This is a genomic window from Pseudomonas fluorescens (assembly GCF_000967965.1).
Classification (GTDB): Bacteria; Pseudomonadota; Gammaproteobacteria; order Pseudomonadales; family Pseudomonadaceae; genus Aquipseudomonas; species Aquipseudomonas grandcourensis.
On record NZ_LACC01000006.1, the window covers coordinates 33304 to 59724 of the forward strand.

General features: G+C 58.7%; 22 protein-coding genes and 2 pseudogenes. 7 read left to right on the top strand and 17 right to left on the bottom strand.

The window, feature by feature from the left end:
• Nucleotides 1–2: 2 nt before the first annotated feature.
• The 6 genes from VC35_RS04460 to VC35_RS04485 all read right to left on the bottom strand — a co-directional run bounded on the left by VC35_RS04460 (nt 3) and on the right by VC35_RS04485 (nt 9492).
• Nucleotides 3–1781, bottom strand: a complete 1779-nt coding sequence (locus VC35_RS04460) for an acyl-CoA dehydrogenase C-terminal domain-containing protein (RefSeq protein ID WP_046038022.1) — start codon at nt 1779–1781, stop codon at nt 3–5.
• Nucleotides 1774–4338 (bottom strand): efflux RND transporter permease subunit, encoded by a 2565-nt coding sequence (locus VC35_RS04465; RefSeq protein ID WP_046038023.1) that lies wholly within the window; start codon nt 4336–4338, stop codon nt 1774–1776. Before VC35_RS04465 ends, VC35_RS04460 begins: the two co-directional genes overlap by 8 nt.
• Before the next feature lie 16 nt (nt 4339–4354).
• Complete coding sequence (locus VC35_RS04470; RefSeq protein ID WP_046038024.1) at nt 4355–5449, bottom strand: WD40/YVTN/BNR-like repeat-containing protein; 1095 nt, start codon at nt 5447–5449, stop codon at nt 4355–4357.
• A 111-nt stretch (nt 5450–5560) separates the two neighbouring features.
• Entirely contained in the window at nt 5561–6916 is a 1356-nt protein-coding gene (locus tag VC35_RS04475; RefSeq protein WP_046038025.1) for a DUF1329 domain-containing protein, read from the bottom strand.
• Nucleotides 6917–6955: 39 nt separating this feature from the next.
• Nucleotides 6956–8827, bottom strand: coding sequence for a DUF1302 domain-containing protein (locus tag VC35_RS04480; protein WP_046038026.1), 1872 nt, complete (start codon nt 8825–8827; stop codon nt 6956–6958).
• Between the two features lie 110 nt (nt 8828–8937).
• Nucleotides 8938–9492, bottom strand: a complete 555-nt coding sequence (locus VC35_RS04485; protein ID WP_046038028.1) for an RBBP9/YdeN family alpha/beta hydrolase — start codon at nt 9490–9492, stop codon at nt 8938–8940.
• Between the two features lie 258 nt (nt 9493–9750).
• On the opposite strand from VC35_RS04485, the gene VC35_RS04490 reads away from it, so the two are divergent.
• Complete coding sequence (locus tag VC35_RS04490; RefSeq protein ID WP_046038057.1) at nt 9751–10770, top strand: AraC family transcriptional regulator; 1020 nt, start codon at nt 9751–9753, stop codon at nt 10768–10770.
• Between the two features lie 129 nt (nt 10771–10899).
• On the opposite strand, the gene VC35_RS04495 is transcribed toward VC35_RS04490, so the two are convergent.
• The 11 genes and pseudogenes from VC35_RS04495 to VC35_RS29875 form a co-directional block, all read right to left on the bottom strand.
• Entirely contained in the window at nt 10900–11910 is a 1011-nt protein-coding gene (locus VC35_RS04495) for a YeiH family protein (RefSeq protein ID WP_046038030.1), read from the bottom strand.
• Nucleotides 11907–12233: a Rieske (2Fe-2S) protein gene (locus tag VC35_RS04500; protein ID WP_046038033.1), complete on the bottom strand. Its 327-nt coding sequence runs from the start codon at nt 12231–12233 to the stop codon at nt 11907–11909. Before VC35_RS04500 ends, VC35_RS04495 begins: the two co-directional genes overlap by 4 nt.
• Nucleotides 12230–12892, bottom strand: coding sequence for a DsbA family oxidoreductase (locus VC35_RS04505; protein ID WP_046038034.1), 663 nt, complete (start codon nt 12890–12892; stop codon nt 12230–12232). Before VC35_RS04505 ends, VC35_RS04500 begins: the two co-directional genes overlap by 4 nt.
• On the bottom strand, nt 12889–14220 hold the full coding sequence (locus VC35_RS04510; protein ID WP_046038035.1) for an MFS transporter: 1332 nt from the start codon (nt 14218–14220) through the stop codon (nt 12889–12891). Before VC35_RS04510 ends, VC35_RS04505 begins: the two co-directional genes overlap by 4 nt.
• A 108-nt stretch (nt 14221–14328) precedes the next feature.
• Complete coding sequence (locus VC35_RS04515) at nt 14329–15381, bottom strand: beta-keto acid cleavage family enzyme (protein ID WP_046038036.1); 1053 nt, start codon at nt 15379–15381, stop codon at nt 14329–14331.
• A gap of 78 nt (nt 15382–15459) precedes the next feature.
• A complete protein-coding gene (locus tag VC35_RS04520; RefSeq protein ID WP_046038037.1) occupies nt 15460–16308 on the bottom strand; it encodes a TauD/TfdA dioxygenase family protein in 849 nt (282 codons plus the stop codon).
• A gap of 14 nt (nt 16309–16322) precedes the next feature.
• Nucleotides 16323–17303, bottom strand: coding sequence for a quinone oxidoreductase family protein (locus VC35_RS04525; RefSeq protein ID WP_046038039.1), 981 nt, complete (start codon nt 17301–17303; stop codon nt 16323–16325).
• A 249-nt stretch (nt 17304–17552) separates the two neighbouring features.
• Entirely contained in the window at nt 17553–18521 is a 969-nt protein-coding gene (gene dsdC, locus VC35_RS04530) for a DNA-binding transcriptional regulator DsdC (protein ID WP_046038041.1), read from the bottom strand.
• Between the two features lie 161 nt (nt 18522–18682).
• Nucleotides 18683–20035, bottom strand: a complete 1353-nt coding sequence (gene dsdA, locus VC35_RS04535; RefSeq protein ID WP_046038043.1) for a D-serine ammonia-lyase — start codon at nt 20033–20035, stop codon at nt 18683–18685.
• A 43-nt stretch (nt 20036–20078) separates the two neighbouring features.
• Nucleotides 20079–21419 (bottom strand): GntT/GntP/DsdX family permease, encoded by a 1341-nt coding sequence (locus VC35_RS04540; protein ID WP_046038045.1) that lies wholly within the window; start codon nt 21417–21419, stop codon nt 20079–20081.
• Nucleotides 21420–21623: 204 nt separating this feature from the next.
• Nucleotides 21624–21944, bottom strand: a pseudogene (locus VC35_RS29875) (transposase); the annotation flags it as partial.
• 573 nt (nt 21945–22517) lie between these two features.
• Between VC35_RS29875 and VC35_RS04545 the strand changes: the two are divergent.
• From VC35_RS04545 to VC35_RS29440, 6 genes and pseudogenes are all read left to right on the top strand, one after another.
• Nucleotides 22518–23129 carry a hypothetical protein gene (locus tag VC35_RS04545; protein WP_046038046.1) on the top strand — a complete coding sequence of 204 codons (612 nt, stop codon included), beginning with the start codon at nt 22518–22520 and terminating at the stop codon, nt 23127–23129.
• Nucleotides 23130–23183: 54 nt separating this feature from the next.
• Complete coding sequence (locus VC35_RS29435; protein WP_185754734.1) at nt 23184–23651, top strand: hypothetical protein; 468 nt, start codon at nt 23184–23186, stop codon at nt 23649–23651.
• A 119-nt stretch (nt 23652–23770) separates the two neighbouring features.
• A pseudogene (locus VC35_RS04550) lies at nt 23771–24562 on the top strand (tyrosine-type recombinase/integrase); the annotation flags it as partial.
• Between the two features lie 248 nt (nt 24563–24810).
• Nucleotides 24811–24999, top strand: coding sequence for a hypothetical protein (locus VC35_RS04555; protein ID WP_046038048.1), 189 nt, complete (start codon nt 24811–24813; stop codon nt 24997–24999).
• A 68-nt stretch (nt 25000–25067) separates the two neighbouring features.
• The gene (locus tag VC35_RS04560) at nt 25068–25301 is read left to right on the top strand and encodes a hypothetical protein (protein ID WP_046038049.1); all 234 of its coding nucleotides are present in this window, start codon (nt 25068–25070) and stop codon (nt 25299–25301) included.
• A gap of 675 nt (nt 25302–25976) precedes the next feature.
• Complete coding sequence (locus VC35_RS29440) at nt 25977–26135, top strand: hypothetical protein (protein WP_172435756.1); 159 nt, start codon at nt 25977–25979, stop codon at nt 26133–26135.
• Nucleotides 26136–26421: the final 286 nt, after the last annotated feature.

The following is a 26421-nucleotide window of genomic DNA, read 5'->3' on the forward strand; positions in this document are numbered from 1 at the left end:
ATTCAGAACTGCGCCGCATCCAGCGAGTAGAGGCTGTGGCTACCGGCCTTGACCGAAGTGCTCAGTGAGTGGATACGCGGCAGCAGGCGGGCGAAGTAGAAGCGTGCGGTGCCCAGTTTGCTGGCGTAGAAATCGTCTTCACCTTGCTTGCCCAAAGCCGCTTTGGCCATCAGGGCCCACATGTAGGCATAGGTGGTGTAACCGAATACCTGCAGGTACTCGACCGAGGCCGCGCCGATTTCATTCGGGTTGCCCTGGGCCCGGTCGAGCAGCCACGCCGTCAGTTCGTCAAGGGTGTCCATGGCGGCGTTCAACGGTTGGGTGAACTCGCCAAGCTCTACGCTGGCGTTGGCCGTGAAGTGGCGAACTTCAGCGGCAAACAAACGGTAAAGCGCCCCGCCGCTGCCGACGATCTTGCGCCCGGCCAGGTCCAGGGACTGGATACCATTGGTGCCTTCGTAAATCTGGGTAATGCGCACATCGCGCACCAACTGCTCCTGACCCCACTCACGAATGTAGCCATGGCCGCCGAAAATCATCTGCCCGTGCAGGGTGGTTTCCAGGCCCATGTCGGTGAGAAACGCCTTGGCGATCGGGGTCAGCAAGGCCACCAACTCTTGGGCGCGGGTGCGCGCCGTCGGGTCTTCGCTGTACTTGGCGGTGTCCAGTTGCAGGGCCACGTAGCTGGAGAACGCCCGCCCGCCCTCGTTCAAGGCTTTCATGGTCAACAGCATGCGGCGCACGTCCGGATGCACGATGATCGGGTCGGCGGCCTGATCCTGGTGCTGCGCACCGGTTGGCGCACGGCTCTGCAGACGATCACGGGCATACTCGACGGCGCTCTGGTAGGAGCGTTCGCCCTGCGCCAGGCCCTGGATACCCACGCCCAGGCGTTCGTAGTTCATCATCGTGAACATAGCCGCCAGGCCCTTGTTCGGCGCGTCGACGATCCAGCCCGTCGCCCCGTCAAAGTTCATCACGCAGGTGGCGGATGCCTTGATGCCCATCTTGTGTTCGATGGACCCGCAGGACAGCGAATTTCGCTCGCCCAGCGAACCGTCGTCATTGACCATCACCTTGGGCACCAGGAACAGCGAAATGCCTTTGGGCCCTGCGGGTGCGTCCGGCAGTCGGGCCAGCACCAGGTGGATGATGTTCCCGGTCAGATCGTGTTCGCCACCGGTGATGAAAATCTTGCTGCCACTGACCTTGTAGCTACCGTCGGACTGGGGCTCGGCCCGGGTGCGAATCAGCCCCAGGTCAGTGCCGGCATGGGCCTCGGTCAGGCACATGGAGCCGCTCCAGACCCCGGCATACATATTGGGCAGGTACTTCTTTTTCAGGCCTTCGCAGGCATGCGCATCGAGCGACAGGCAGGCACCGGCGGTCAGCATCGGGTACTGGCCGAACGACAGGTTGGCCGAGGTGACCATTTCCTCGACCTGGGCGCAGATCACCTTGGGCATGCCCATGCCACCGAACTGCGAGTTGCCACCGACACCGACCCAACCGCCGTCGGCGAAGGCTTGATACGCCTCGGCAAAACCCTCCGGGACTTTCACCGCGCCATTGCTCCAGGAGCAACCTTGCTCGTCGCCACTGCGGCGCAGCGGTGCGATGCTGCCAGCACTGATCTTGCCGGCCTCTTCGAGGATGGCGGTAGCCGTTGCTTCGTCGACTGCCTCGGCCAGACCGGGCAGTTGTGCCCAAAGCCTGGACACCTCGAAGACTTCATTGAGTACGAAGCGCATGTCGCGCAAAGGGGCTTTGTAATCAGACATGGTGGGCTTGCTCGGTCAATGTGAGGGCATGAGGCATGCCTGTTTTTTGCGGATGGCCGGTCTCACTGACGGGCAGCAGCGACTCATGCACCACTGGCTCATCCGAGGCCGTACGACGGTTCAGCGAGGGCCCGCGCAACAGGAAGTACGACAGGGCCGGAATCAGGATCAGCGCCCCCAGCATGTTCCACAGGAACATGAAGGTCAGCAGGATGCCCATGTCGGCCTGGAACTTGATCGGCGACCAGACCCAGCACACCACCCCGGCAGCCAGGGTGATGCCCACCAGCCCGACCACCCGACCGGTGAACGACACCGCTTTTCGGTAGGCATCCGCCAGCGACAGACCCTGGCGCTGGTGGTACAGCTGAACGCTGAGCAAATACAGCGCGTAATCCACACCGATCCCGACGCCGAGGGCGATCACCGGCAGGGTCGCGACTTTCACACCGATGCCCATCACCACCATCAAGGCTTCGCAGAGGATCGAGGTCAGCACCAGCGGTAACAGGGCCACCAGCGTGGCGCGCCAGCTACGAAAGGTGATCAGACAGAACAGCGTCACCGCGGCATACACGTAAAACAGCATGGTGCGATTGGCTTCGCGCACCACGATGTTGGTCGCGGCTTCGATGCCGGCACTGCCGGCGGCGAGCAGGAACTGACGATCCTTGGTGCTGTTTTCCTTGGCGAACTTGTCGGCAATCTCCACCACGGCATTCAGCGTCTCAGCCTTGTGGTCAGTGAGAAAGGCAATCACCGGCATCAGCGAGCAGTCGTTGTTGAACAACTCAGGCGAGTTGACCGAGGCTTGTTGCGCGGCATAGTTCAGCACGTCCTGGTTGCGCTGGATGCTGTTGAGCTTTGGATTGCCTTCATAGGTGCCGGCCGTGATCTGGCGCACCGCGTTGACCAGCGAAGACGTGGCCTGCACGCCCGGATACTGTTGCAGCTCCCAGGCCAGACGGTCGGCGAGGACCAGGGTCTGGTAGTTCAGGCAGCCTTCCGGCGCGGTCTTGATCATCACCGCGAACATATCGCTGGACAGTGCGTAGTGGCTGGTGATGTAGGCGTTGTCGCGGTTATAGCGCGAATCGGCACGCAACTCCGGCGCTCCGCTGTCGAGGTCGCCGATTTTCAGTTGCAGGCTGATCATGAAGCCGCCGATGCCCATCAGCGTGGCCACCAATACCGCCCCCGTGGCCCACTTGCGCGTGGTGAAGCGATCGAGCGCGTCCCACAGTTTGCCGAAGCCTTTATGCTTTTCTGCACGAGTGTCGATTTTCAGCGCACGCTCGGCGGCCTTGGCGCCGACACCGATGTAAGACAGCGCCACCGGCATCAGCAGCAAGGAGGTAAAAATCAGTACCGCGACACCAATGCTGGCGGTGATTGCCAGGTCCTGGATCACCGGGATATCGATCAGCATCAGCACGGCGAAACCCACGGCGTCGGCCAGCAGCGCGGTGACACCGGCAATGAACAGGCGGCGAAAGGTGTAGCGCGCGGCGATCAGTTTGTGGGTGCCACGGGCGATGTCCTGCATGATCCCGTTCATCTTCTGTGCGGCGTGGGACACGCCGATGGCGAAGATCAGGAACGGCACCAGCACCGAGTACGGATCGATGGCATAACCCAGCCAGGCGACGATGCCCAGTTGCCAGACCACCGCGATCAGCGAACAGCCAACCACCAGCAGGGTGCTGCGCACGCAACGGGTGTAGGCATAGATAATCACCAGTGAAGTGACGACCGCCAGACCGAAGAACATCATCACCTGGATCAGGCCGTCGATCAGGTCACCCATGAGTTTGGCGAAGCCGATCACCCGCACCTTGTACTGGCCCGTACCCTCTGCCCCGGCCTTGCGCGCGGCGCTGTCGCCAGAGAACTCGATCTTGTCGCGCAACTGCTCTTCGAGTAACCGCGAGAACTGGTGGTAGTTGATGCTCTGGCCAGTGGCCGAGGCCTTGTCCAGCAATGGCACGATCAGCATGCTCGACTTGTAGTCGCTGGCCACCAGGCTGCCGACGATGCCGGCGCGGGAAATGTTCTGGCGCAACTGCTCGATTTGCTCGGGCTTGCCCTGGTAGGCATCGGGCATCACCGGGCCGCCCTGGAAGCCTTCCTGAGTGACTTCAGTCCAGCGCACCCCAGGACTCCATAGCGACTTCATCCAGGAGCGGTCGACGCCTTCGGTGAGGAACAACTGGTCGTTGACCTGCTTGAGTACGTCCAGGTAACCGGGGTCGAAAATATCGCCCTGGGTGTTTTCGACCACCACCCGCACCGAGTTGCCCAGGCCGCGCAGTGACTGGCGGTTCTCCAGGAAATTCTGGATGTACGGCTGGCTCTGCGGAATCATCTTCTCGAAGCTGGGCCGCAGTTCCAGACGGGTCAGCGCCATGTAGCCCAGCACCACGGTGGCCAGTGCCATCAGCAGCATGAACAGCGGGCGGAAGTTGAACACCAGCCGCTCCAACCGGTTGCCAGAGCACCGATCGAAGTCACGCAGCTCGCGGATCACCGGCATGGCGTCTTGTTTGATATTGCCCATGTCTGGGTTCTCGCTCTTAGGGTTCGAGGGCTGGGTCGACGGACAACGTCCGCGCACCACGGCTGCCGGCCAGCACCAAGGCGCCAGCGGCGGACTGGGTGGCGCCGGCTATCGGCGTCGGCGTCGGCGCCGGTTGCTGCACCAGATGCAGTTGCGCGCCAGTGCCCTGGCTGACCAGCAACTGCCCGCCCTGGGTGAACAGGCGGTAATGGCCACGGGCATCGATCAGGCCGGCGGTGATGCTGACGTGCAGGCCGGTGTCCAGCGCGGTCCAGCTCTGGCCACCGTCGGTGCTGCGCAGCACATTGCCGCGCAAGCCGTAGACCAACACTTCCCCGGGCTTGCCGAGCACGCCGAAGAAGCTGCCCTGATAGGGCGTCGGAACGGCGGCGAAGCGTTGGCTGTTGTCATCCCATTTGAGCAACAGGCCTTGCTCGCCGGCGATGTACACACTGTCACCGGTGGAGGCGATGGCGTTGAGGTGGAAACCCTGGGGGTTGTCGGTGCGATCCTGAAACGGCATCCAGCTCTGGCCACCGTCGTCGGTGCGCAGGATCAGGTTGAACACCCCGACCACATAGCCGGTCTTGTCGTTGGCGAACCAGACGTCGAGCAGCGGTTTGTCCGCGCCCTGCTCGACCAGGCGCTGACCCTCGGCGACCAGCAGTGGCCACTGCTCGTTGGCCGGCTCGGCACTGGCCAGCGCTTCATAATGCTTGACCAGCAAGGCGCCGATCTGACGACCGTCGAGCTGCTTGCGCCAGGTGGTGCCGGCATCGCTGCTATGCAGCACGACACCGTCGTTACCGACCGCCCAGCCCTGTTTGGCAGAAGGAAAAAACACCGCGGTCAGATCGCTGCTGACCGGGACGCCAGCCTGCAGCCAGTGCTTGCCAGCGTCATCGGAATAAAGAATATGGCCACGCTGGCCAACGGTGACCAGGCGCTCACCGGCGCGAGCGATGCCGATCAAGGGGCTACGCACGGCCAAAGGACTCGGCTTGGCGGGCAGATCCAGCACATCAACATAACCGGCCGCCTGAGCAACACCCTGCAATAGCGCCAGCATCGAACACAGCAGTACCAGTACGAAATTTTTCAAGGAACCCATACCGCACCTTCCAGGAAAACGGCACCGCACAGCACACGAGGTGCAGTCCGGCGCCGGAGTCGGTAACCGGGGGATCTCTACCGATCACCCCGGACTTCTGTCGCCTGACGCTTAGCGGATGCCGGACGCTGCCAGCGCATCCGGAGCCCACTGCGCCTTTGAGAGAGACTCGATGTACTTGATGCCGCCGTACGCGCCCGTGATGCCGTTGATGTTGTAGGAGCCGCCCACCAGGTCGTAGATCATGAAAGGCGAGACATCGGGGATGTTTTTGTCGTAACTCTGGCTGAGGAAGGCGAAGGAGCCACGGTAGAGCTTGCCGCTGGAGTCATACTGGTCAGAAGCCAAAGCGATCCAGCTGTCTTCATCCAGGTACATGCGGCGCTTCTGGTAGATGTGCCGCGCGCCGGATTTGAGCGTGCCTTCCACTACCCAGACGCGGTGTTTCTCCCAGCGCACAAAGTCAGACGCGATGTGGTTGGGGGTCGTCAGTTGCTTGGCGTCCACAGCGTAAGTCAGCTTGTAGGTGTTGTAGGGCACGACCATTTCCTGCTTGCCCACCAGCTTCCAGTCGAAGCGGTCCAACGCACCGTTGAACACGAACACGTCGTCGTAAGTACCGGCACCGCCCGTACCAGGGTTAGGCGTGTCATAGGCCAGGTCCGGCGCCAGCTTCACTCGACGCTGGCCAGGCAGGTACTGCCAGCTGCGGCGTGGCTGCTCCAATGGGTTGGCCGTGTCCTTGAGCATGATTGCCTCTCCCGCGCGGCGCGCGGGACCGGTGTAATACAGCTTCATCTGAAAGAACACGTCAGTGCTCTTGAACGGCTTCGACATGTCGTCGTAGATCGGATAGTTCGAGAACGACAGCGCCGTGGTGGACAGTGTCGGTACACCCGCCGAGTCAACGTTCCAGGAGTCATATTTGACATTTCGATTGCCCCCTACGCGCAGCAGGTGGTTCCACATGGCTTCACTGCCCGAGGTCGGGATCGGGAACGGCACGCCGGGCAGCAGGTTATCGATGGACAGACCGCCATTGATGGACTGGGTACCGGTGGCATTTTTCACGCTGTTGTCCAGCACCGCCTGAGGCAGGGCGACAGTGCGATGGGTCGGATACACATTGATGTGGTAAGTGGGATAGCGCCTGGCAAGCTCTGCCGTGGTGGCCGTCAACTGACTCTTGTACTGTTCAACGTTCTTGCCATCGATGACCAACAGCGGCTTCTCGTCGGCAAACGGGTCCGGACGCATGCCGTCGCCCGCCTTGAAGCCGGCTGGCGGGGTGGTCAGACCGCCTTTGTAGGCTGGAATCGAACCATCGGCATTAGCTGCCATCTCGGCGCCCACATTGGTCAGGCTGGTGCCCAACCTGGCTGCTTCCTGAGCCGATACAGCCGCTTGGGCCTGACCGGCAATGACAGCCGCCAGGGAAGCTGCCAACACGCTATTTAGCAATTTCATCTGAATTCTCTCCACTTGTTTTTGTGATCTGAGCGTCAATCAGAAGGTGGTTTTGAACGAGGCCGTGAGCATCCCGCGATCCTTGAGCAGCGGCGCCAGGCCGGCCTGCGAAGTGATCTGGCCGGGAATGCAGCGGTACTGCCCACTACTGCCGGGGGTGTTGTTATCGAGCCCGGTTTCACAGGTATTGAAAGGACCAAAAGAATCCACGTACTTCAGGTCGAATTTGTACTTTTGATAGACGTCCGCGGCGATGCCTACGGAGTAGCTGCCGGCGTTCTCGCTGCCACCCAACTGGACAGCCGAGTTGCCCTTGAGGCCGACGTTGTAGGAAACGGGCATGGACATATCCACACCCGGGAACACCTGGAACCAGGTCGGGGTGAAGTTGGTCGCGATGGAGTAGGCATTGGTGTCGACTTTGTCGACGCCCTGGTAACTGGAGTTGCCCTTGAAGGACTGCTGGCCCTTGTCGACGCTGACCAGATGGGTCATGGCACCTTCTACCGCCAACGAAGACGAGTCCCACAACGGGGTATTGCCAAAGCTCACCAGACCGTTGAGTACCACGTGGAAAGTCTTGCCACGGGCCGTTCCGGTGTCACCTCTGCCCGGCACGGCACCGATAAGGTTGTCGCCGTTGACCAGACCCTGCGCAGCCTGTGCACTCAAGGTCGGGTTGATGGTAGTGAAATTGCTCAGCAGCGGCATGTTCTCGCGATAGTTCACATCAAGCCCGACGCTGACCGGACCCACATTTTTCGACAGGCTGATGCCGTAGATGTCGATGTCATCGGCATAAGCGGCCAGGTATTCGGCACCCGCGAGCCCCGGCAGACCTGGCTGTTGCAGGTTGGGCGCATTGACCAGCACCACTGGCATCGGGTCCGAGGTGTTGCGGTAGTAGAAGCCCAAGGTGCCGTCCAGCCACTCCGGACTCCACTTGGCCATCAGCCCGAAGTCGCCGGAGTTGTTTGGCTTGACGTCATGCCCGCGCGGCGTACCAAAAAAAGCACCGGCCCCGCCCAGCGCCGTCGGCACTGGCAGCCAGAACACCTCCCCGCCTTCGCCGAACATGTCATAGCCGCCCATGTAGGTCCCACCCTCAGGCAGACGGGTGTTGCGGAACTCCAGGAAGTACTGCGCGCCCAAGGTCAGCTCCGGATTGACCGTGAAAGACATGGAAAGCTGGTTGCGCGGGAGGAACAGTTCCTTGGTTTCGGTGCCCGGCACGTTGTACAACTTGGCCAGGTCCAGGGCCGACTGACCATAGTTGATACCGTTGGCCGCATTGAACAGGGTCTCGCCCCAGAACATGTTGTGCCTGCCGAGCTTGCTGCTGAACATCGACTCCTCGCCGACTTCGGTGCTGTAGAACACAAAGGCATCAAGGATCTCACCGGAGGGACCGTTGTAATAACGGTCGCTGTAGTTGCTCAGCCCATGCTTGCGTGCAACGTGGCCGTTCAGCGAGTCGCCAGGCTGAATAGAGCCGGACTGACGAGCCGCTACCAGGTTACCCGCATTGCCGGCCTGCCCTGGAAAAGGGTTGGAGTTGGAACCGACATCGTCATAGGCATGGTCATACCAGCTCGCGGCGCTGACACGAAAACCCATCTTGCGCTGGTAAACCACATCGAGCTCGGTCAGCAGATCGACCCGCTGGGTCACAGCACTGCCGACACTGAAGTTTTTGTCGCCGTCGTTATAGTTGGCGGCGTTGGCAATCTTCGAATTCTGACCTTGCACCCGTTGACCGTAACTGGCCTTGAGGGTGTTATCGAAGCGCACGGTCCAATCTTCACTGGCATTGCTCAGTTCAAAGGCATGGGCAGCCGGCATGGAGGCGAGCAGCAGGGCGTTAGCCAGCAGACTGCGACGCAAAGGGCTATGCCCTGTCGTGGTGTGCATTACGTTGTCTCCGTTTTTTGTTGTTTTTGTTTTTTGGCTCTAACAACGGCTCACATCAGGTCCGGCAGTGATGCGAGCTTCTTCAGGCGGTTCTGTTCAGGCGTTTGCGTCTAGCGATCCAGCGTGCGGATAAAGTCTTCTGCCTGCGGCCACTCGCCGTAGCCGGAGGCTGGATTGAGGTGGCCTACGGCGCCGAGGTTGACCAGTTCGCTGCCCCACTGACGGGCCATTTGGGTCACCGACTCCAGGCGAGCAAGGTGATCGTTGGTACTGGCCGCGACAATCGTCGGGAACGGCAGCGGCCCTTTTGGCAGCGAGTCCCAGCCATTGGCCCGCAGGCTCTCAGCGGTCGGATAACCGATTGGCCATTTGGCCTCGAGGTCCGGTGGTGCGGCCAGCAAAGCGCCCTTGATCGGGCGGTCATGACAGGCGGCCCAGTGCACCACCATCAGCACACCGGCACTGTGGGCCACCAGGATCACCGGACCGGAAATCTGCTCCAGCTCGCGCTGGATCGCATCCACTCGTGCCGCCAGACTGAGCTTGTTGTCTTCCAGAGGTGGTACTGAGCGGACCTTGTCCAACCTGGCTTCCAGCAGCGTTTGCCAATGCGCTGGCACGTGATCGCGCAAGCCCGGAACTATCAAAATCGTGGTGTCATTCATCGCGCTATTCACCCTTGAACAATCCATCGAGCGGGTCCGCGAATGTTTCGAACCCTGCCAGCAGCACAGTAGGATTCGCCTTGTCGGAGCGGGTTACATTTAGCGTCAGCCACTTCCCTTTTGATGACAGCGTCCGTGAGTCGGCCCGGTTGGATTTACCGCACCCGGCGCTTTTCATTTCACGATCAAGTCTCTATAACTGGCAGGTAACTGCGACAGCGAGATCTCATTTGTCACAACGTGGAATGTATGCACGCCATGCCCGTACAAGCACGAACCGCCGTACTGACCAACTACCTGGATGTGGCTCACCATCTACGGCTGAACGCGATCACGCTGTTAGCCGAGGTGGGTTTGAGTCCCGCACTTCTGAGCGATCCGAGCCAACGCATCCCGGCCACCGCCAGCATCATCCTGCTGGAGAAGTCGGCGCGCCTGAGTGGTTGTGAAACCCTCGGCCTGCGTATGGCCGAGCTGCGTCAACTCGCGGACTTTGGTGAAGTGAGCCTGCTGCTCAGTCACCAGAACACGCTTCGCGATGCGCTGAATGTGATCGTGCATTACCGTCAGCAGATCAATGAGTCACTGGCGATTTTCGTAGAGGAAAGCGGCAGTACGGTGATCATTCGCGAAGAACTGGTTACCGACATGGGCACGAACAACCGCCAATCCATCGAACTGGCCATCGCCGTGATGCACCGCTTTTGCGCCGCCATGCTCGGCGCGCACTGGCACCCGATCAATGTCTGTTTCTCCCACGACGCTCCGGCAGATCTCTCCGTGCATCGACGGATCTTCGGTTGCAAGGTGGAGTTCGGCTGCGAGTTCAACGGCATCGTTTGTCCCGCCACCAACCTCGACACCGCCAATCCTCTGGCCAATGCGGCCATGGCCCGACATGCGCAGCGCTACATGGATTCGCTGCTGGGCAAAAACGACCATTCCGTGGCGTTTGAGGTGCGCAAATCCATTTACCTGTTGCTCCCCATGGGTCGCGCGACCATTGCGCAGATTGCTCAAAGCCAGGGCATGAACGTGCGCACCCTGCAGCGCCGCCTGGACGAAGAAGGGGCCAGTTTCAGCGAGTTGATCAATAGCGTGCGCCGCGACCTGGTGATTCGCTACCTGGAGAACCCCGGGTACTCGCTGGGGCGGATCGCCGACATGCTTGGCTACTCCATGCCCAACTCATTCACTCGCTGGTTCGTTTCCCAGTTCAACATGCCGCCAGCCGCCTGGCGCAGCGAACACAATATCGTGCCGCGCAAAGACAGTTGATACGCCCCGCAGCAAAAAAACGGTCATCTGCTGAAACAGACGACCGCAAAAGGAGCACATCCGGGGTACGACACTTGACTCACGCTCGCGCTGTCCAGTGAGTCGCGCAGTCCTCGATAGCGCGTCTGTTTACAAACCCCAGCGCATCAGTAACAGCACCAGAACAATCAGGAAGACTGTCTCCCCCACCATCAGCAGAATGGGCTTGATACCCACCGCGGCAAGCTCCTTGAGCTGGGTCTTCATGCCCAGGGCGCTGATGGCGATGACCAGGCACCAGCGCGATAGTTCGTTGGTGAACCCCTGCACTGCCGGGACGACCCAGCCAGTACTGTTGACGCACGCGAGAATCAGAAAGCCCACCGCGAACCAGGGTAACAACGGCGGTCGTTTACCCGTCGGGTCGACGCCCTGCGTGCGGGAAATCATCGCCGCGCAAACGATCACCGGCAAGAGCATGGCCACTCGCATCAACTTGACCACAGTGGCGGTATCGCCAGTCTCGGTAGACATGCTGTAGCCGGCACCCACCACCTGGGCAACATCGTGAATGGTGGCGCCGAGGAACACCCCGGCCAACTGGGGATTCAGCTCGAGCCAGTTGGCGATCATCGGGTAGACGATCATGGCCAGGGTCGACAGTGCCGACACGCCAATCACAGTGAACAGCGTGGCGCGCTCTTTCTGCGGATGGCTGGGAAAAGACGCCGCCAGCGCGAGCGCCGCGGAGGCACCGCAAATGGCCGTAGCGCCACCGGTGAGCATGCCGAACAGACGCTGGAACCCCATGGCCTTGGCCGCCGCCATCGAGACGAGGATGGTCACCACGACCGAGATCACCACCAGGGCCGCCGGTTTCCAGCCCAGCGCGGCGATCTGTTCGAGGGTGATACGCATACCCAGCAACGCTACGCCGATGCGTAGCACGGTTCGTGAGGTGAACTCGATACCGGCCTTGCACTTGCCATCGCTGGCGAGAAAATTCAGTGCCATACCGAGCAGCAGCGCGAACAGCATGACCGGCGCACCATAGTGCTCGGATAGAAAACTCGCCGCTGCAGCAACAATCAGGCTGACGATAAAACCGGGAACCCGTTCTTGTACGCGGCCATGGACATAGGCCAGAGCAATGGCACTCATAACGCGGTCTCCCTGGAAGTGATGACAATGAACACCTGGCCGTCGACCACCTCGACCGGGTAGTTGCCGACCTTCACGCTGTTTGAATTGAGCAGGTAGCCGCTCGCCAGGTCGAAGCGCAGGCCATGGGCACAGCACTGGATCACCCGGCCCTCAAGTCGGCCACCACACAGTGAAGCCCCCTGATGCGGACAGCTGTCGTCGATGGCGTAGAGCTGGCCGGCGACATTGAACAATGCCAGGCTGCTGCCCGCCGGCTCGAACAGCGTGCGCATGCCAAGTGCCGGGACCTTCTCGGGCGGCACCGCAATGCGCCGGCTCATGCCGATTGACTCCCGGTCACGTCCTGCGCAAGGGCTTGGTGCATGGCCTGCAACAGCACCTCGGCCGGCTGCGCACCGGACACCACCTGGCGCCGGTTGAAGATGAAATAAGGCACCCCCCGGGCGCCCATCCCGTCATCATCGAAGGGGCAGTGAGCACCCAGCAGACAGTCGGCCAGGGCCGCGCGCGGATAGCCACAGGACTCGGCGATCGCCAACAGGGTGGCACTGTCTGCGAGATCCTTGCCACGATGAAAATAGGCGGCGAACAGCTGCTCCAGCAAGGCGTCGCGCTGCGCCACACTCCCCAGTTCAGTGGCGCACTCAAACAGCCGATGAGCATCGGCAGTATTGGGCATCGTCTTGATGCTACTGAAGTCGATGCTCAAGCCTACGGCGGCTGCGGCCTGCCGGACTTGCGCCTGGCGCGCTCGCACGGCCTCGGCGCTGCCCAGACGCTTTTGGTAGAACTCGACAAAAGGCACACCCTGCGCCGGCAGGTGCGGCAGCAACTGCACGCCATGCCAGACCAGCTCCAACTCGATCTCCGGGTGGCTGGCGCGCAACTTCGTGAGTGCGCGATTGAGCTGACGCTTGCCAATCAGGCACCAGGGGCAAATGAAGTCGAAGAACGCATCAACACGCAATACCCTCGTCACGGTGACACCTCCATCACCGCTTTAGCGGGCGCTTGATCGACCGCCTCACCCTGCACACGGGACATGTCATCGAGATAGTGACAGCGGATATAGAAGAACACCGCCGCTGCCGCGATGCTCATCAGCGGCACCAGCTGGAAGGCCCCGTGCAGGCCGATAAGATCGGACACTCTGCCGGTGACGAAAGGCCCCGGGGCCAGGCCGAGCAAATTATTGACCAGGGTCAGGGTGGCAAAAGCAGTGCCATGCACTTTGTAGTGGGTCAGGTTCGCGATCGTGGCAATGGTCGGGCCGTTGACGCCAGTCACCAATAGCATGGCCAGGCCGATCAGCCCCAACTGCACAGGACCGGTCGACTGAACCAACGCCAGCGACATCAGCAGGCAACTGCCCAGGCAGAACACCATGGACATCTCGATCTTGCGCAATGGAGATTGACGGCACAGGCGATCACTGAGCATGCCGCAGAGAATCGCGCCGGCGCCGCAGCACAGCACCATGACGCCTGCCACAACCCCGGCCTTGCCCTCGCCCATCCCGTAATAGCGGTTGAAAAAGCTCGGCATCCACACAATCATGCTACCGGCAACGAACGTCTGCAGGCCGCTGGCGACATAAGCGGCGATCACCGAACGCGTGCCGTACAAGGTGCGCAGCGGACGCTTGACCGCCGTTTTGGCATTGCTCCCGACCGTGGCTAGGCGCTGCGGGGCAATACGCGCCTCCTTGACGATGATCGGGTAAAGCGCCGCCAGCAGCAGGCCAAACAGCGCCATGCTGGCGAACGACCAACGCCAGCCCAGCTTGACCGCAATCGCCCCACCGATGGAGATACCCAACACCGAGCCGAACATGGCGCCCGCCATGAAGGCACTGGCGAGGGTCGCACGCATGCTTTTGGGAAACACCGACACCACCACGGCGATGCCGACGCTACCGTAGGCCGCCTCGCCGACGCCCACCATGAAGCGCGCAAACAACATTTCCGGGTAGTTCTGTGCCAGGGCGCAGCCCAGGGTGGCCAGGCTCCACAGCATGGCCATCAGCGCCAGGCTCTTGACCCGGCCAAAGCGGTCGGCCAGCAGCGACAGGGGAATGGTCAGTAGGCCCACCATCAGCGCGACAATGCCGCTCAGCAGACCGAGTTGGCCGTCGCTCAGCGTCCACTCGTTCTTGAGAATCGGGAACACGGCATTGAGTACCTGCCGTGACATGTAATCGGAAATCAACAAGCCAAAGGTCAGCACAAACACAATCCAGGCGTACCGTCGCGGAATGCCAATCGAAGTATCCATTTCATCGGCCACAGTACTGTGATGAAACGCCATGCTGCCTCCTCGGTGTCTAGCACCCGTTTTGTTATTGTTTTTGGTCTTGCTCACGCGTTCAGGTGGGCAGGGGCAGAACGCCATTGGCTTCCTGCCCCGCCATCTGGATTACCCGCGCTGTGGTACGCCCTTCTGACTCGGCTTGCGGTTCGGTGCCATGCCGTTGGCCAACAGGGTTTCTTCAACAGTCTTGTACTGCACTCCGATACGGTAGATGTCGCGCGCCTCTTTACCGGTGGCGATTTCACGCCCCAGCTCGTGAGCGATACGCACCGTCTGCTTGACCTGCTCTACGGAAGAGAAGCGCTTGCCGTGTTGATCGATAATGGTGTCTTCATTACCGAGTCGTGGGTGCAAGCCCATGGCCAGGGCAATGGTGTTAAGTGGCAGGACGTTCTTGAGCAGCGACTCGGCAGTCAAGGTACAACGATCCGGTACGCGATTGATGAAGTTCATCAGGTTCATCGGGTTCGGGCCGTCGAAACCACCGCCAATGCCGATCCAGGTCAGGTTCAAAGGGCCCTTGTAGACGCCCTTGCGCACCAGGCGCTCGAGGGTTTCGTAGGCATGAATGCCGGTCAGCTGGAAGTGCGGCTGGATATTGCTGGCTTGCAGGCGCTTGAGGTGTTCGGCGACCCAGGCAGGGCCTGCCGGTACGGTCATTTCGCTATACGCGGCATTGGTCACCGGATCAAGCAGGGAGGTGCCTTCAATGCCTTGCGGGAACAGCAGCTCCGCGATATTCATCTGAATGGTGTTGATGGCGATGGTGACCTGATCCGGCTTCGGCGTCAGTTCCGCCAGCATGTGCCGGGTATCATCTGAGAGCCAAAGGGCTTCCGCGCCTTCGCCTTCAGGGGCAAAGGAAATCGAGCCGCCGACCTGGATGATCATGTCCGGTACGGCTTCACGCACACCGGCGATCAACTCGTTGAACTTGGACAGGCGCTTGGAGCCTTTACCGTCCAGTTCGCGCACATGCAAGTGCAGCACAGTGGCGCCTGCTTCATAGCAGTCAACAGCCGCCTGCACGTGCTCGTCCATGGTCATCGGAATGTCTTCAGGGAAGTCTCCCGGCATCCACTGTGGGGCGTAAGGGGCGACAGTAATCACCACTTTTTCCATGTTTTCCGGGTGCAGGGAATCGTCGAAAAACTGCATGCTTATCTCCTGTTTTTATTGTTGCCCGCCCGACGGGCTGTACAGAGCGGGCGCTGGCACGGGTGTCGGTGAGGTTGCTCAGTAGGTCTTTTCGCCAATGATCCCGGCACGCTCCATCTTGCGATGGCAGGGTGGGTAATCCATCACGGCGTAGTGCTGTGTGCTGCGGTTGTCCCAGATGGCGATGCTGTTAGGCTTCCAGCGCCAGCGCACCTGATACTCCGGAATGTGGGCCTGGCTGGTCAGGTGACGCAGTAGCTCGGACGAGCCCTGGGTGAAATCCTGGCCGACACGCACACGTTCGGCCGTGTGGAAGTTGGTGAAGTGAGTCGTGAAGGAATTGACGAACAGCACCTTCTCGCCAGTCTCTGGATGAGTGCGCACCACGGGGTGCTCAGCGTCCGGGTACTGGGCCTTGAGCGCCAGGCGCCGTTCGATCGGCATCACCGCACCGAAGGTCGCCTCGATACTATGACGGGCACGAAGGCCTTCGATCTTCGCTTTTATCTCGTCTGGCAGATGCTTGTAAGCCTCCACCATGTTGGCCCACATGGTGTCACCACCAACTGGCGGGCACTCCAGGCAACGCAGCACGCTGCCCAGCGGCGGCGCCTCGCGCCAGGTGGCGTCGGTGTGCCAGGAGTTCTCGTAACGGTCGATCGGGCTGTCCGGATTCTTGTAAACCTGCACCAGGCCAGGATAATCCGGGTGGCTGCCGATGACCGGGTGATCCTCCAGTTCGCCGAAGCGTTGGGCAAAGGCCACATGCTCGGCGCGACTGATGTCCTGGTCGCGCAAAAACAGTACGCGATGCTTGAGCAACTGGACGCGGATCTCGGCGAACAGACCGTCGTCATGGACGGCATCGGCAAGGTTGACGCCCGTCAGCTCTGCGCCAATGCTGCAGGTTAGTTGTTCGACTTGCATGGCGGCAGACCTCCTCAGATGACGAAAATCGATGAGCCAGTGGTCTTGCGCGACTCCAGATCACGGTGAGCCTGCACGGCGTCCTGCAAGCAGTAATGCTGGTTGATCCCGATCTTGATCTTGCCGCTCCCGACCAGGCCGAACAGCTCACCGGCCAGGTCAGCCTTTTCTGCCGGGTCGGCGATGTAATCTGCCAGTGCCGGACGCGTCATGAACAGCGAGCCTTTCATCGCCAGTTGCGCTGGACTAAACGGCGGAATCGGACCGGATGCCGTGCCGACGCAGACCATCAGGCCACGACGTTTGAGAGAGTCCAGCGAGCCTTCGAACGTGCTTTTGCCAACACTATCGAACACCACATTGACGCCGACACCGCTGGTCAATTCACGCACGCGCTTGGCCACATCTTCGTGGCTGTAATTGATCACATGATCGCAACCATGAGCACGGGCGAGTTCAGCCTTGGCCTCGCTGGACACGGTGCCGATTACGTTCAGGCCCTGTAGCTTGGCCCATTGCGAGACAATCAGGCCGACACCACCGGCGGCAGCGTGCAGCAGGATGCTGTCGCCGGCCTTGAAGTCATAGATGCGACGCATCAGGTACGCCGAGGTAAGCCCCCGCATGGTCATGGCCGCTGCGGTCTCAAACGAAATATCTTCCGGCAGCTTTATCAACGGCGCGGCCGGGATCAGGCGCTCGGTGCTGTAGGCGCCGAGGGTGTTGGTAAAGCCGGTATAGGTGACCCGATCGCCGACCACCACATTGCTCACGCCCTCGCCCACTGCCTCCACCACACCGGCGGCTTCAACGCCGATGCCATTGGGCATCGGGATCGGGTAAGTGCCATTGCGAAAATAGGTGTCGGCATAGTTGAGGCCGACCGCTACGTGGCGAAGTCGAACCTCACCAGGACCTGGGTCGCCGACCTCTACCTCTTCAAAGCGAAGAACCTCGGGACCACCGGTTTCGTAAAATCGTACGACTTGGGCCATGCTTTTTTTCTCCAATCAGCGTTCTGGGTGCACTACGGCGATGACGTTGAGTGGAATGTAAGCTGCAGGCCTTTTGAGCGCGTCTCATCAGACGACACCGTCGGCACATTTCATGACAAACGGCGTCGTTGGGCACCTTCCTCCCCCGGTGACGTCCCTATCTGCATATTTGACTCAGGCGTGACGCTCGATAGCGGCGGCTTCACCGACTGGAGGCTGGCCCGACCACCCACATGTACGCATGCCGCATCAGAACAGGTCGTCGTTCTCATCCAGGGGTGATGATTGACGCGCGCATTCTCTTAGCCAGTTCATGAAAACCAGCAATCGCTTGGGGATAGTGCCGAGCGACGGGTGAACCAGATAGTAATCGTAGTGGCCTGAGCGGCTGAATTCAGCGAGCGGCAGAACGAGCTCGCCGCGATCAACCCGCTTCTGCACAAGCTGTTGGCGGCCAATTGCAATGCCGGCGTGGTTCATGGCTGCGGTCACACATAAATCAGAACGATCGAAGGTCAAGCTACGTTTGGGAAGTGCCGTGAGCAGGTTGTGTTGCTCTGCCCAAAGCGTCCACTCGGCATCATAGGCCGCATGATCCCAGGCCAGGGAGTCATGCAAGGTTGTGCAGTTCCTTAAGTTATCCGGATTCTCCTCCAGGCGATGGCGTCGCGCATACTCGGGACTGCACACCGGGGCCAGTCGCTCGCGCATCAACCGATGGCTCGTCAGCCCGGGAAACTCGCCATTGGCATAGTACAGGGCCAAGTCGATTTTACGGGTTCGAAAGTCGACATTGTCATTGCCTACCCGCAGGTCCAAAGACACCAAGGGATATCGCTCGATAAAGTCCGCCAGCCTTGGAACCAGCCAGCATTGGGCAATGGAAGGCCTGACATAGAGCGCGATCGAGCCGGCAATTTCCACCTGTGACGATTGCTCGAGTGCCTCGGACAATTCTCCCATCGCATTCTGGAGTATATCGAAGATACGTTCGCCCTCGTCCGTCAGGCTGACCTGCCGGGTCAGGCGCTGGAACAGCTTCATGGATAAGGCGGTTTCCAGCCGACTTATACGGTGGCTCACGGCGCTTGCGGTCAAACACAGCTCCTCTGCTGCACGGGCGAAGCTCAGATGACGAGCGGCAACCAAAAAGGTGTGAAGGTTCGCGAACTGGCTGCTGTTGAGCCTGGAACTGATACGCGGAGGAAGGTTGAGCACGACAGTTTTCCCTCAAACCCAAAAGCCGCCTTGCGTTGTACGCATTTCCAGCGGGTAAACGTAAAGAATGTGGCAAGACGTTCATCTTGCCACATTCGGTTTACGCTTAAATCAGCGAGAACTCTGTCGAGTCCAGGCAATTCGGGTCCATCCAGGCCCGATTAACCTTTGGCGAGCAATTCACGGCCCTTGGCCAAATAAGCTTCCATCTCGTCGCAAGGCACCATATTGCCGCCCGTTGCCCACACCAGATGGGTGGCTTGCATCATGGCCTGGCTGTCCAGGCGCGCGCGCGCCAAGTAGCCCTGCTGGTCGGCCAGGACTCTGGCAATGCCGGGCACGCCGGCGAGCGCGGATGGCTCGAGGCGCACACCTTCGCTGCGTTCCATCAGTGCCAGCAAACTGTACATTTCCTCGTCGCTGACCGTGTAGAAACCATCAAGCAAGCGCTGCATGGCCTTGCCGACAAAACCTGAAGCGCGTCCGACGGCGAGGCCGTCAGCAGCCGTCACGTTGTCAATGCCGAAGTCTTGCACGCTCACTTCGTCGTGCAGGCCGGTGTAGACGCCCAGCATCATGCACGGCGAGTGTGTGGGCTCGGCGAAGATGCAATGGACAGCATCGCCGAAGGCTAGCTTCAGGCCGAAGGCCACGCCGCCAGGCGCGCCACCCACCCCACAGGGCAGATAAACAAACAATGGATGTTGCGCATCCACAGTGATGTCAGCCACTGCCAATTGCTTTTTCAGGCGCTCGGCAGCCACCGAGTAGCCGAGGAACAAGTTGACCGAGTTTTCATCGTCCACAAAATGGCAGGCTGGATCGGACTCCGCTTGTTGGCGGCCTTGCGCAACGGCCACGCTGTAATCGGAGGAATACTCAATAACGGTAACGCCGTGTGAGCGTAACTTGTCTTTCTTCCATTGCCGCGCATCCGCCGACATATGCACGGTCACCTGGAAACCCAATGCCGCCCCCATGATACCGATGGACATTCCAAGGTTGCCGGTCGAGCCGACCGCTATTTTGTATTGGCCGAAAAAGGCACGAGCCTTATCGCTGTCCAGCACTGCGTAGTCGTCGTCAAGCGTCAACAGATTCGCGGCCAACGCCAGGTCTTCGGCATGCTTGAGTACTTCATAGATTCCACCGCGCGCCTTGATGGAACCCGAAATCGGCAGATGGCTGTCCCGTTTGAGCCACAGCGCCCCTTCCAACGCCTGACCGTATCGCTCGCCGAGCAATTGCTGCAGGTGTGGCACGGGCAGAATGTCCGATTCGATAATGCCGCCACTGCTTTCCGTTTCCGGAAATGCACGCCGCAGGTAAGAAGCAAAACGCGTCAGTCGCGCGCTGGCATCGGCGACGTCTGCGGCCGTCAACCCCACATCGCCAATCGATTCCGCGACCGGCGCCACGGCAGGGTTGAACCAAGTGGTTTCTTGCAGCGTGACCAGATCGCGAATCAAAGGATAACTGGAGTACCAGCTTTCAAGGGGTCTTCCCAAAATCATGACGTGGTCCCTTTAAATAATCAGGATGAAAATACGGGTGAGATCAAACAAATTGCGACAGCAGCAGGGTCAGCCCCAGCGCAATCAATGAAGCCAACACGGTGGCCGAGGTGAACTTCTTCAACGCCTCGGCGAGCGAGACACCCAGGTACTCCTTGACCACCCAGAAGGCAGAGTCCGTCACATGGGTCCAGCCAATGGCGCCGGCACCGATGGCAATACAGATAATTTCTTTACTTACGGTTGGATGAGCACTCAGCATCGGCATCACCATGCCGGCGGCGCTGATCATTGCCACCGTCGCTGAACCGACCGCGAAATGCATCAACCCGGCCACCAACCACGCCAGGACGATGGGATTCATGTTCAATTGCGTCAACGAACCGGACAGCGCGTTACCCACACCGCTGTCGACCAGGATGCCGTTGAATGCCCCACCGGCACCGATAATCAGCAGAATGCTGGCCAGCGGAGGAAAGCTCTTCTGAGTGTGCGCGAGCAAGTCAGGCATTGATAAACCGCGGCGCAAACCCAACGCCCAGTAAGCGAACACCACAGCAATGAACAGTGCTATCAGCGGCGTCCCCAGAAACGAAACGATGCTGAAGAGCACGGAGTCATGGGGCAGTCCGGCTGCAAGACTTTTGCCGACCATCAGCAGAAGTGGCAACAGGATGGTCATCAGCGTCAAGCCAAGGCCTGGCAAGTCCCGGGTCGCGCTGTCAACGCAATGTTCGTCCAGAAAAGCTTCTTGAGAGTCGGGCGCTTCACTCTTGCAGACCAGCTTGATCCACAGCGGCCCGGCAATGATGGCGGTAGGCAGCGCGATAATGAGGCCATACACAATCACCTTGCCGACATCGGCTCCCAGCAGCCCGGTGATGGCCATGGCGGCAGGATGCGGGGGCAACATGCAATGAACCGCCATTAGCGACACCGCCAAGGGCACGCCCAGGTATAGAAGGTTGATCCGGGTCTCTTTGGCGACCACATAGATCAGGGGAATCAGCAGAACGAATCCAACCTCGAAGAACACAGGTATGCCCGCGATAAACCCAACAAGCATCATGGCCCATGAGGCGCGCTCTTTACCCAAGGCGCTCAATAGCGTCTGGGCAATGCGCTCCGCGCCACCGGACTCTTCCAGCATCTTGCCGAGTATGCCGCCAAGGCCAATGATCGTTGCCAGGAACCCGAGTGTTCCACCGACACCTTTTTCATAGGAAGAGGCCATTTGCGCCAGTGGCATGCCTGAACCGATACCCACCACAAAGCTCGCTGCGGTCAAGGCCAGGAATGCATGGACACGCACTTTGACGATTAGAAAAACGATCAGAATGATGGCGCAAAACAACACCAGCAAAAGAGTGGGACCACTGTGCATACAATCTCCTGAAGAGCTTTTATTGTTGAAATGAGTGATCTGGGTCACTCAGCTTTTCGGCATTAGAGAGCGCTACACCTGGACCTGACAAAGGATGGATTTTCAAGGGATGGATGACATGAGGTCATCTATGGTGAGTGCATGGCGTGAAGTGATGAAAGTTCGAGCCTGCTGTCCCATCACACCTCAAGCCAGACCTTACGATTTACGAAAGTCGGCAATGGTTTTGAGAGCGGGAGCCAAACACCCCGTCAGCCACATCAACTCGATGTTTGCGCCCGACCTCATGCTTAAGCCGGCGGCTGGACTGAGTTCGATTGAGATAGCCGTAGATATAGAACTTCAGCAAGACTGCTGTGCGATAGACCGGATGACCTGTTGCGGCAGGTTCGACGCCCTCAAACCCAAGTCCCCCCCACGCCGAATTCATCGACAAAAATGTCGCCCCCCTCGCACTGGATTTTCCTCGGCTAAATGAGCGAGTGCTGAAGAACATCGGATAGTGGAATGCAAAGCGGCCGGCATGACTCGGTACAAGGCCAGCAAGCACCTCGGAATCCTTCAGCTGCAAGGATCATGGCGCCGATGCCGGAGCGATATCACCAACGCTACGAGCAATGAACCACTCGAACAGTCACGCCAACGCCGGCGGCCAGGTAGCCGTGTGCGTCACAGGCGAAGTCACCCACACTACAAGGCAATCGGGAACAGCAAGGCGGTCACCGTCGTTCGCTGGATCGGGATGCGGATTCTGCGACAGCTTTGATCCTACCTAACACCAGCCCATCGCACGGTTTAAGGTCGATCTTGGGGCTTACACGTCCGACAACGTATTGCCCCTGAATCCACATCTGCGTCCTGTCTACATCGATTCGATAATGATTTTTCGCCGAAAGAGCCAAAACCTCACCGGTGATTTCGTAGCGACCACATTCCCGGCAAGCCACTGCTCGACCACCATCCTCAGTAGCACGGATATTAGCTTCGTCCCCACAAACTAAACACTTCATGTCCAGCCCTCCCAGTTCGTAAACATTCAACTGTAGCTGATCACAAACAACCTTCACCGCTCGGGCATGCCCCGGCCAAGGACGCCCCATGCCCACAGAAAACAAACCGGCCGAGCCGATTCCGAGCTTGGCGAGCGGCGCCGACCTCAATGCAGCGACCTGGACCGACTTCGTAGAACGCCTGCGCTACGACTGCAAAGGCCCGCGGGTCGACGACCATTGCACCAGCGGCGCAATCTTCATTGTTGAAGAACGCAAGATCATCTGCGGCCTGGATACCGACTACACCGACAAAAAGCTGGTGTATTTCAACAGTGGCGAATCGGTCTGCTACAGCCCTACCGAGTACTGGCAGAACTGTGACCGCGACCAGAAACGCAAGCTAAACCAGTTGATGCAGGACGAGTGCGGCGTGCAGTTCATGAAAGCTCGTGAATGGCAGCAATGGGACGTGTTGGACGGGCTGCCCGAGCACACTGTCACCGGTTGGGTCGACCACTGGGATTATGTCAACGCGCACTTCACCCATGCCGCTGCCGAAGCCTTTATCCAGCGCAAGAAATACGACTATCGCGACGGCCTGCGCATCTACGTCGACAGTCAGTACTGGTGCTGGGAATTCGAGGCGATCAAAGCGGCGATCCTCGACGGCACGCTGACATATGATGCGTCACCATCATATTGTCCACCCAAGGGGTGACAGTTAAAAAATTCAGGTCATCCTCTATGGCTTTTGGCCATTAAGGATTTTTTCGTGATCACGTTAGGAATGAATAAAGGATTGATGCTGAGTATCAGCATTGCAGCTTTGCTATCCGGTTGTGCTACTACGCCTAAACCAATCATGCCAAATTCCGTGTATGACGATTTTGCTAGGGGATATGCGGTTGTCCAGATTTGTGGCATCTCAGGTCAGATGTCACCTGATACAGCTTTATGGGCAAAGCGAATGCTCAATAGCAGGGCTGGATCATATAGCTTTGACCCCGCCTTTTTGGAGAGTAGATATCAGGCAATATATCATCCAGGCCTAACAACGCCACCAGCAGAGGTCTGTAATCAATACGCTATGGCGTCGGAGGAATATAAACAAGTGGTACAAGCGAACAACGCCCAAGTTGAGGCTAATACACGCGCTATTCAGACTCAGATACAAAACAATAGGCCTGTTAATACCTACTGCAACAAGATAGGGACGCAGACCTTATGCAACTCTTACTAAGCAAAGCAAATGCAAGGGCAGGCAACTAGATCGTCGCGAAAAGTCGTTGATGCGGCACAGGAAAGAATCAGTGAGCTGAGCGAGGCCTCCGTGACTGCAGCTCTACGATCTTCAGTTGCGTCTCGCAGTGCACGATCAACATCTCGATCGAGCGGGTAATACGGGTTCTTTCGCTTTGTGCAAGGAAGTGGCGGGATGAAGAGCGCAGGCCCTGGCTTGATTCGGTGCCAATGCTGGCCAAGCTGGATCTAAAGAAAAAGGTTCGTGAGCCCTACCCCATGACATGGGAAGAGCAATCGATCCTTTTCGGAGAATTGCCGGCGCACCTGCAGACGATGGCCCTGTTCAAGGTGAACACGGGTTGCCGCGAGCAGGAGGTTTGCAAATTGAGATGGGATTGGGAAATCTCGGTACCGGAACTGGGCACCAGCGTATTCCTGATACCGTCCGACTTTGGCGGCCGAAACGAGCGGTCAGGTGTGAAAAGTGGTGATGAGCGACTGGTCGTGCTGAATAGCGTGGCGAAATCGATCATCGACAGACAGCGCGGTCAGAGCAAGGACTGGGTGTTTCCTTTCAATGGCAACGCGATGCACCGCATGAATGATTCAGCCTGGAAGAAAGCGCGGGTGAGAGCGGCGAAACTCTGGCAGGAGGAAAACCTTCGCCCCGCTCACCCTGGAAACGCATCCATCAGGGTGCATGACTTGAAACATACGTTTGGCCGTCGCCTTCGGGCGGCAGGTGTCACACAGGTAGACCGAAAGGCCTTGCTAGGGCACAAGAACGGCAGCATCACCAGTCACTACTCGGGCGCTGCGCTCGGGCATCTGATTGAAGCTGCAAATATGGTATCAGCAACTGATTCGCGGGGGCCGGTGCTGACGATCTTGAAGAGGAAAGCTGGATGAAGTCCCGAAAAACTCCCCACCAATGAAAAAGCCCAACGGGCTAAAGTTTTGCTAAGTCATTGAAAAATATGGTCGGAACGGAGTGATTCGAACACTCGCCCCCTAGCACCCCATCTCCTTTTTCGTGCCTCTTGAAAGATTTAAAAATTTCACCCTGGACTCTACGAAGCTAGTATTTACTTGGCCTATGGCGTGCTGGGCCTCCTGGTGATGATTGCCCGGGTAGTGCTTCAGCCGAATTTGGCCAAATGAGCAGCGTCACCCGGCTACATCACGCATTGCCACTGAGCCGAGCCATCAACAAGGCCATCACTGATCTGGATAGCGCCATTGTCAATGCGATCGATGCCGCAAAGGCTGCTGGTCTGCCTCAGGGCCTGGTCGTATCTCTCTTGCACGGGCACGCCCAGGTACAGACCAACATCATGGTGAGCTGAACTGTTCAATGCTCTGGATTGATCTGTCAGTACCAGCTACTTTGAGATTTCACGCAAGGAGTTCGGACATGGCAGATAAATATGTTGGAAAAATAGTTGGGGTTGGCACGGATAACTTGCACTACGTGATTAACATCTATCAGGACGAGACCATTGAGCGCTCGCCAAACGGCATGGTTCGACATGAAGGCCTGAAGCATTTCGAAATGCAATCTGGTGGTGACGTGAAAAAGATTTCTGAGACTGAGTACGAGATTGTGGCTACGGGAGTGAGGGTGACCGTGCATGATGCTCAAAGCTAAGAAAGTCTGTCTGTCATGTGAGCACTTGAATGAGAGTGCCGCATGGTAGGTCGAAGCAATCTCCCGTTCGCCACCATATGAAAACAAGTGTGGCCAAGGGGGATCGGCTCTGAGGATTCGCCTAAACCTTTGCCTCAAACCGCTGTGTTAATTCTTAACCTGCGGGGAATGAGCGAGCTGGAATTCAGATTTTCTGCGGATAACTCCGTCGACCATGGTTATCATCTCTGCACCGTCAGCAGAGGTGAAGAAATGACATCTGAGATTGAAAGAACCGCCCAATACTCCATCGACTATTTAGAGTCTTTCCTTTCACCGGTAGGACGGGGCGTGGGTACGTCGGACAGTCTGCCATTTGAGATTGAATCGGAGAGTGGTCAAAGAGCTGCCTTCGAAACCATTCGCAAGCACTTTGAGATCCACCACCCTTGGCTGAGTTTAAGGCTCGCTGAAAAAGGTCGATTCGGATTTTCAGGCATAAGGCCTTAAACCTTTAACACTGAATGAAACCTCGCCATCGAGCGGTTTTTTTTGTATCTGCATGCAGGGCCTGCATCCTCGTCTCTGTGAGACAACGCTAAGCTGCTCCGTGAACGTGTCGTTGTTTCGTGATCGTTGACTGAGGGAAAGGATCTGCATATACAGTCCGTTCTTTCATTTTTGTTTCGGTAAGTCATGAGCGAAGAACGAGATATTCCCGAGCCTGAGCACGACCACCTGCTCGATCATGAATTCCATGATGACGAGTCATGGGTTGAAGAAGATGCTCAGGCAATTGTTGACGAAGAAGATGATGACGTTGATTTTCTTGATCAGATAGATCAAGACGACTGACACGGAAAAATTTAACACCCAAAAGGTCCGCCCCTTCGCACGGGCCTACATGCTTTGAATCAAGCCCTGGCAGCCGCCGGTTTTTTTTATGCCAACGATTTACACAGGCCTCGTCAATGACGGGGCTTTTTCATATCTGCAGGCAGGGCCTGCAAATAGTCTCTGGGAGACAACCAATGCTGAAGTTCCAACTGGACAGCCTGGACGGTGTCGATGAATCCGTGCGCGCTCTTTACGCCGTGGGTGTCTGGAATCAGCAGAGGGCAGCATGAGGCGCATCAACAAC

Coding starts and splice junctions, on each gene's coding strand:
- VC35_RS04480 (WP_046038026.1), bottom strand. CDS start 8,827: ATGCACACCACGACAGGGCATAGCCCTTTGCGTCGCAGTCTGCTGGCT.
- VC35_RS04490 (WP_046038057.1), top strand. CDS start 9,751: ATGCCCGTACAAGCACGAACCGCCGTACTGACCAACTACCTGGATGTG.
- VC35_RS04495 (WP_046038030.1), bottom strand. CDS start 11,910: ATGAGTGCCATTGCTCTGGCCTATGTCCATGGCCGCGTACAAGAACGG.
- VC35_RS04510 (WP_046038035.1), bottom strand. CDS start 14,220: ATGGCGTTTCATCACAGTACTGTGGCCGATGAAATGGATACTTCGATT.
- VC35_RS04540 (WP_046038045.1), bottom strand. CDS start 21,419: ATGCACAGTGGTCCCACTCTTTTGCTGGTGTTGTTTTGCGCCATCATT.
- VC35_RS04520 (WP_046038037.1), bottom strand. CDS start 16,308: ATGCAAGTCGAACAACTAACCTGCAGCATTGGCGCAGAGCTGACGGGC.
- VC35_RS04475 (WP_046038025.1), bottom strand. CDS start 6,916: ATGAAATTGCTAAATAGCGTGTTGGCAGCTTCCCTGGCGGCTGTCATT.
- VC35_RS04545 (WP_046038046.1), top strand. CDS start 22,518: ATGCCCACAGAAAACAAACCGGCCGAGCCGATTCCGAGCTTGGCGAGC.
- VC35_RS04460 (WP_046038022.1), bottom strand. CDS start 1,781: ATGTCTGATTACAAAGCCCCTTTGCGCGACATGCGCTTCGTACTCAAT.
- VC35_RS04515 (WP_046038036.1), bottom strand. CDS start 15,381: ATGCAGTTTTTCGACGATTCCCTGCACCCGGAAAACATGGAAAAAGTG.
- VC35_RS29440 (WP_172435756.1), top strand. CDS start 25,977: ATGAGCGAAGAACGAGATATTCCCGAGCCTGAGCACGACCACCTGCTC.
- VC35_RS04465 (WP_046038023.1), bottom strand. CDS start 4,338: ATGGGCAATATCAAACAAGACGCCATGCCGGTGATCCGCGAGCTGCGT.
- VC35_RS04500 (WP_046038033.1), bottom strand. CDS start 12,233: ATGAGCCGGCGCATTGCGGTGCCGCCCGAGAAGGTCCCGGCACTTGGC.
- dsdA (WP_046038043.1), bottom strand. CDS start 20,035: ATGATTTTGGGAAGACCCCTTGAAAGCTGGTACTCCAGTTATCCTTTG.
- VC35_RS04470 (WP_046038024.1), bottom strand. CDS start 5,449: ATGGGTTCCTTGAAAAATTTCGTACTGGTACTGCTGTGTTCGATGCTG.
- VC35_RS04525 (WP_046038039.1), bottom strand. CDS start 17,303: ATGGCCCAAGTCGTACGATTTTACGAAACCGGTGGTCCCGAGGTTCTT.
- VC35_RS04555 (WP_046038048.1), top strand. CDS start 24,811: ATGAGCAGCGTCACCCGGCTACATCACGCATTGCCACTGAGCCGAGCC.
- VC35_RS04485 (WP_046038028.1), bottom strand. CDS start 9,492: ATGAATGACACCACGATTTTGATAGTTCCGGGCTTGCGCGATCACGTG.
- VC35_RS04560 (WP_046038049.1), top strand. CDS start 25,068: ATGGCAGATAAATATGTTGGAAAAATAGTTGGGGTTGGCACGGATAAC.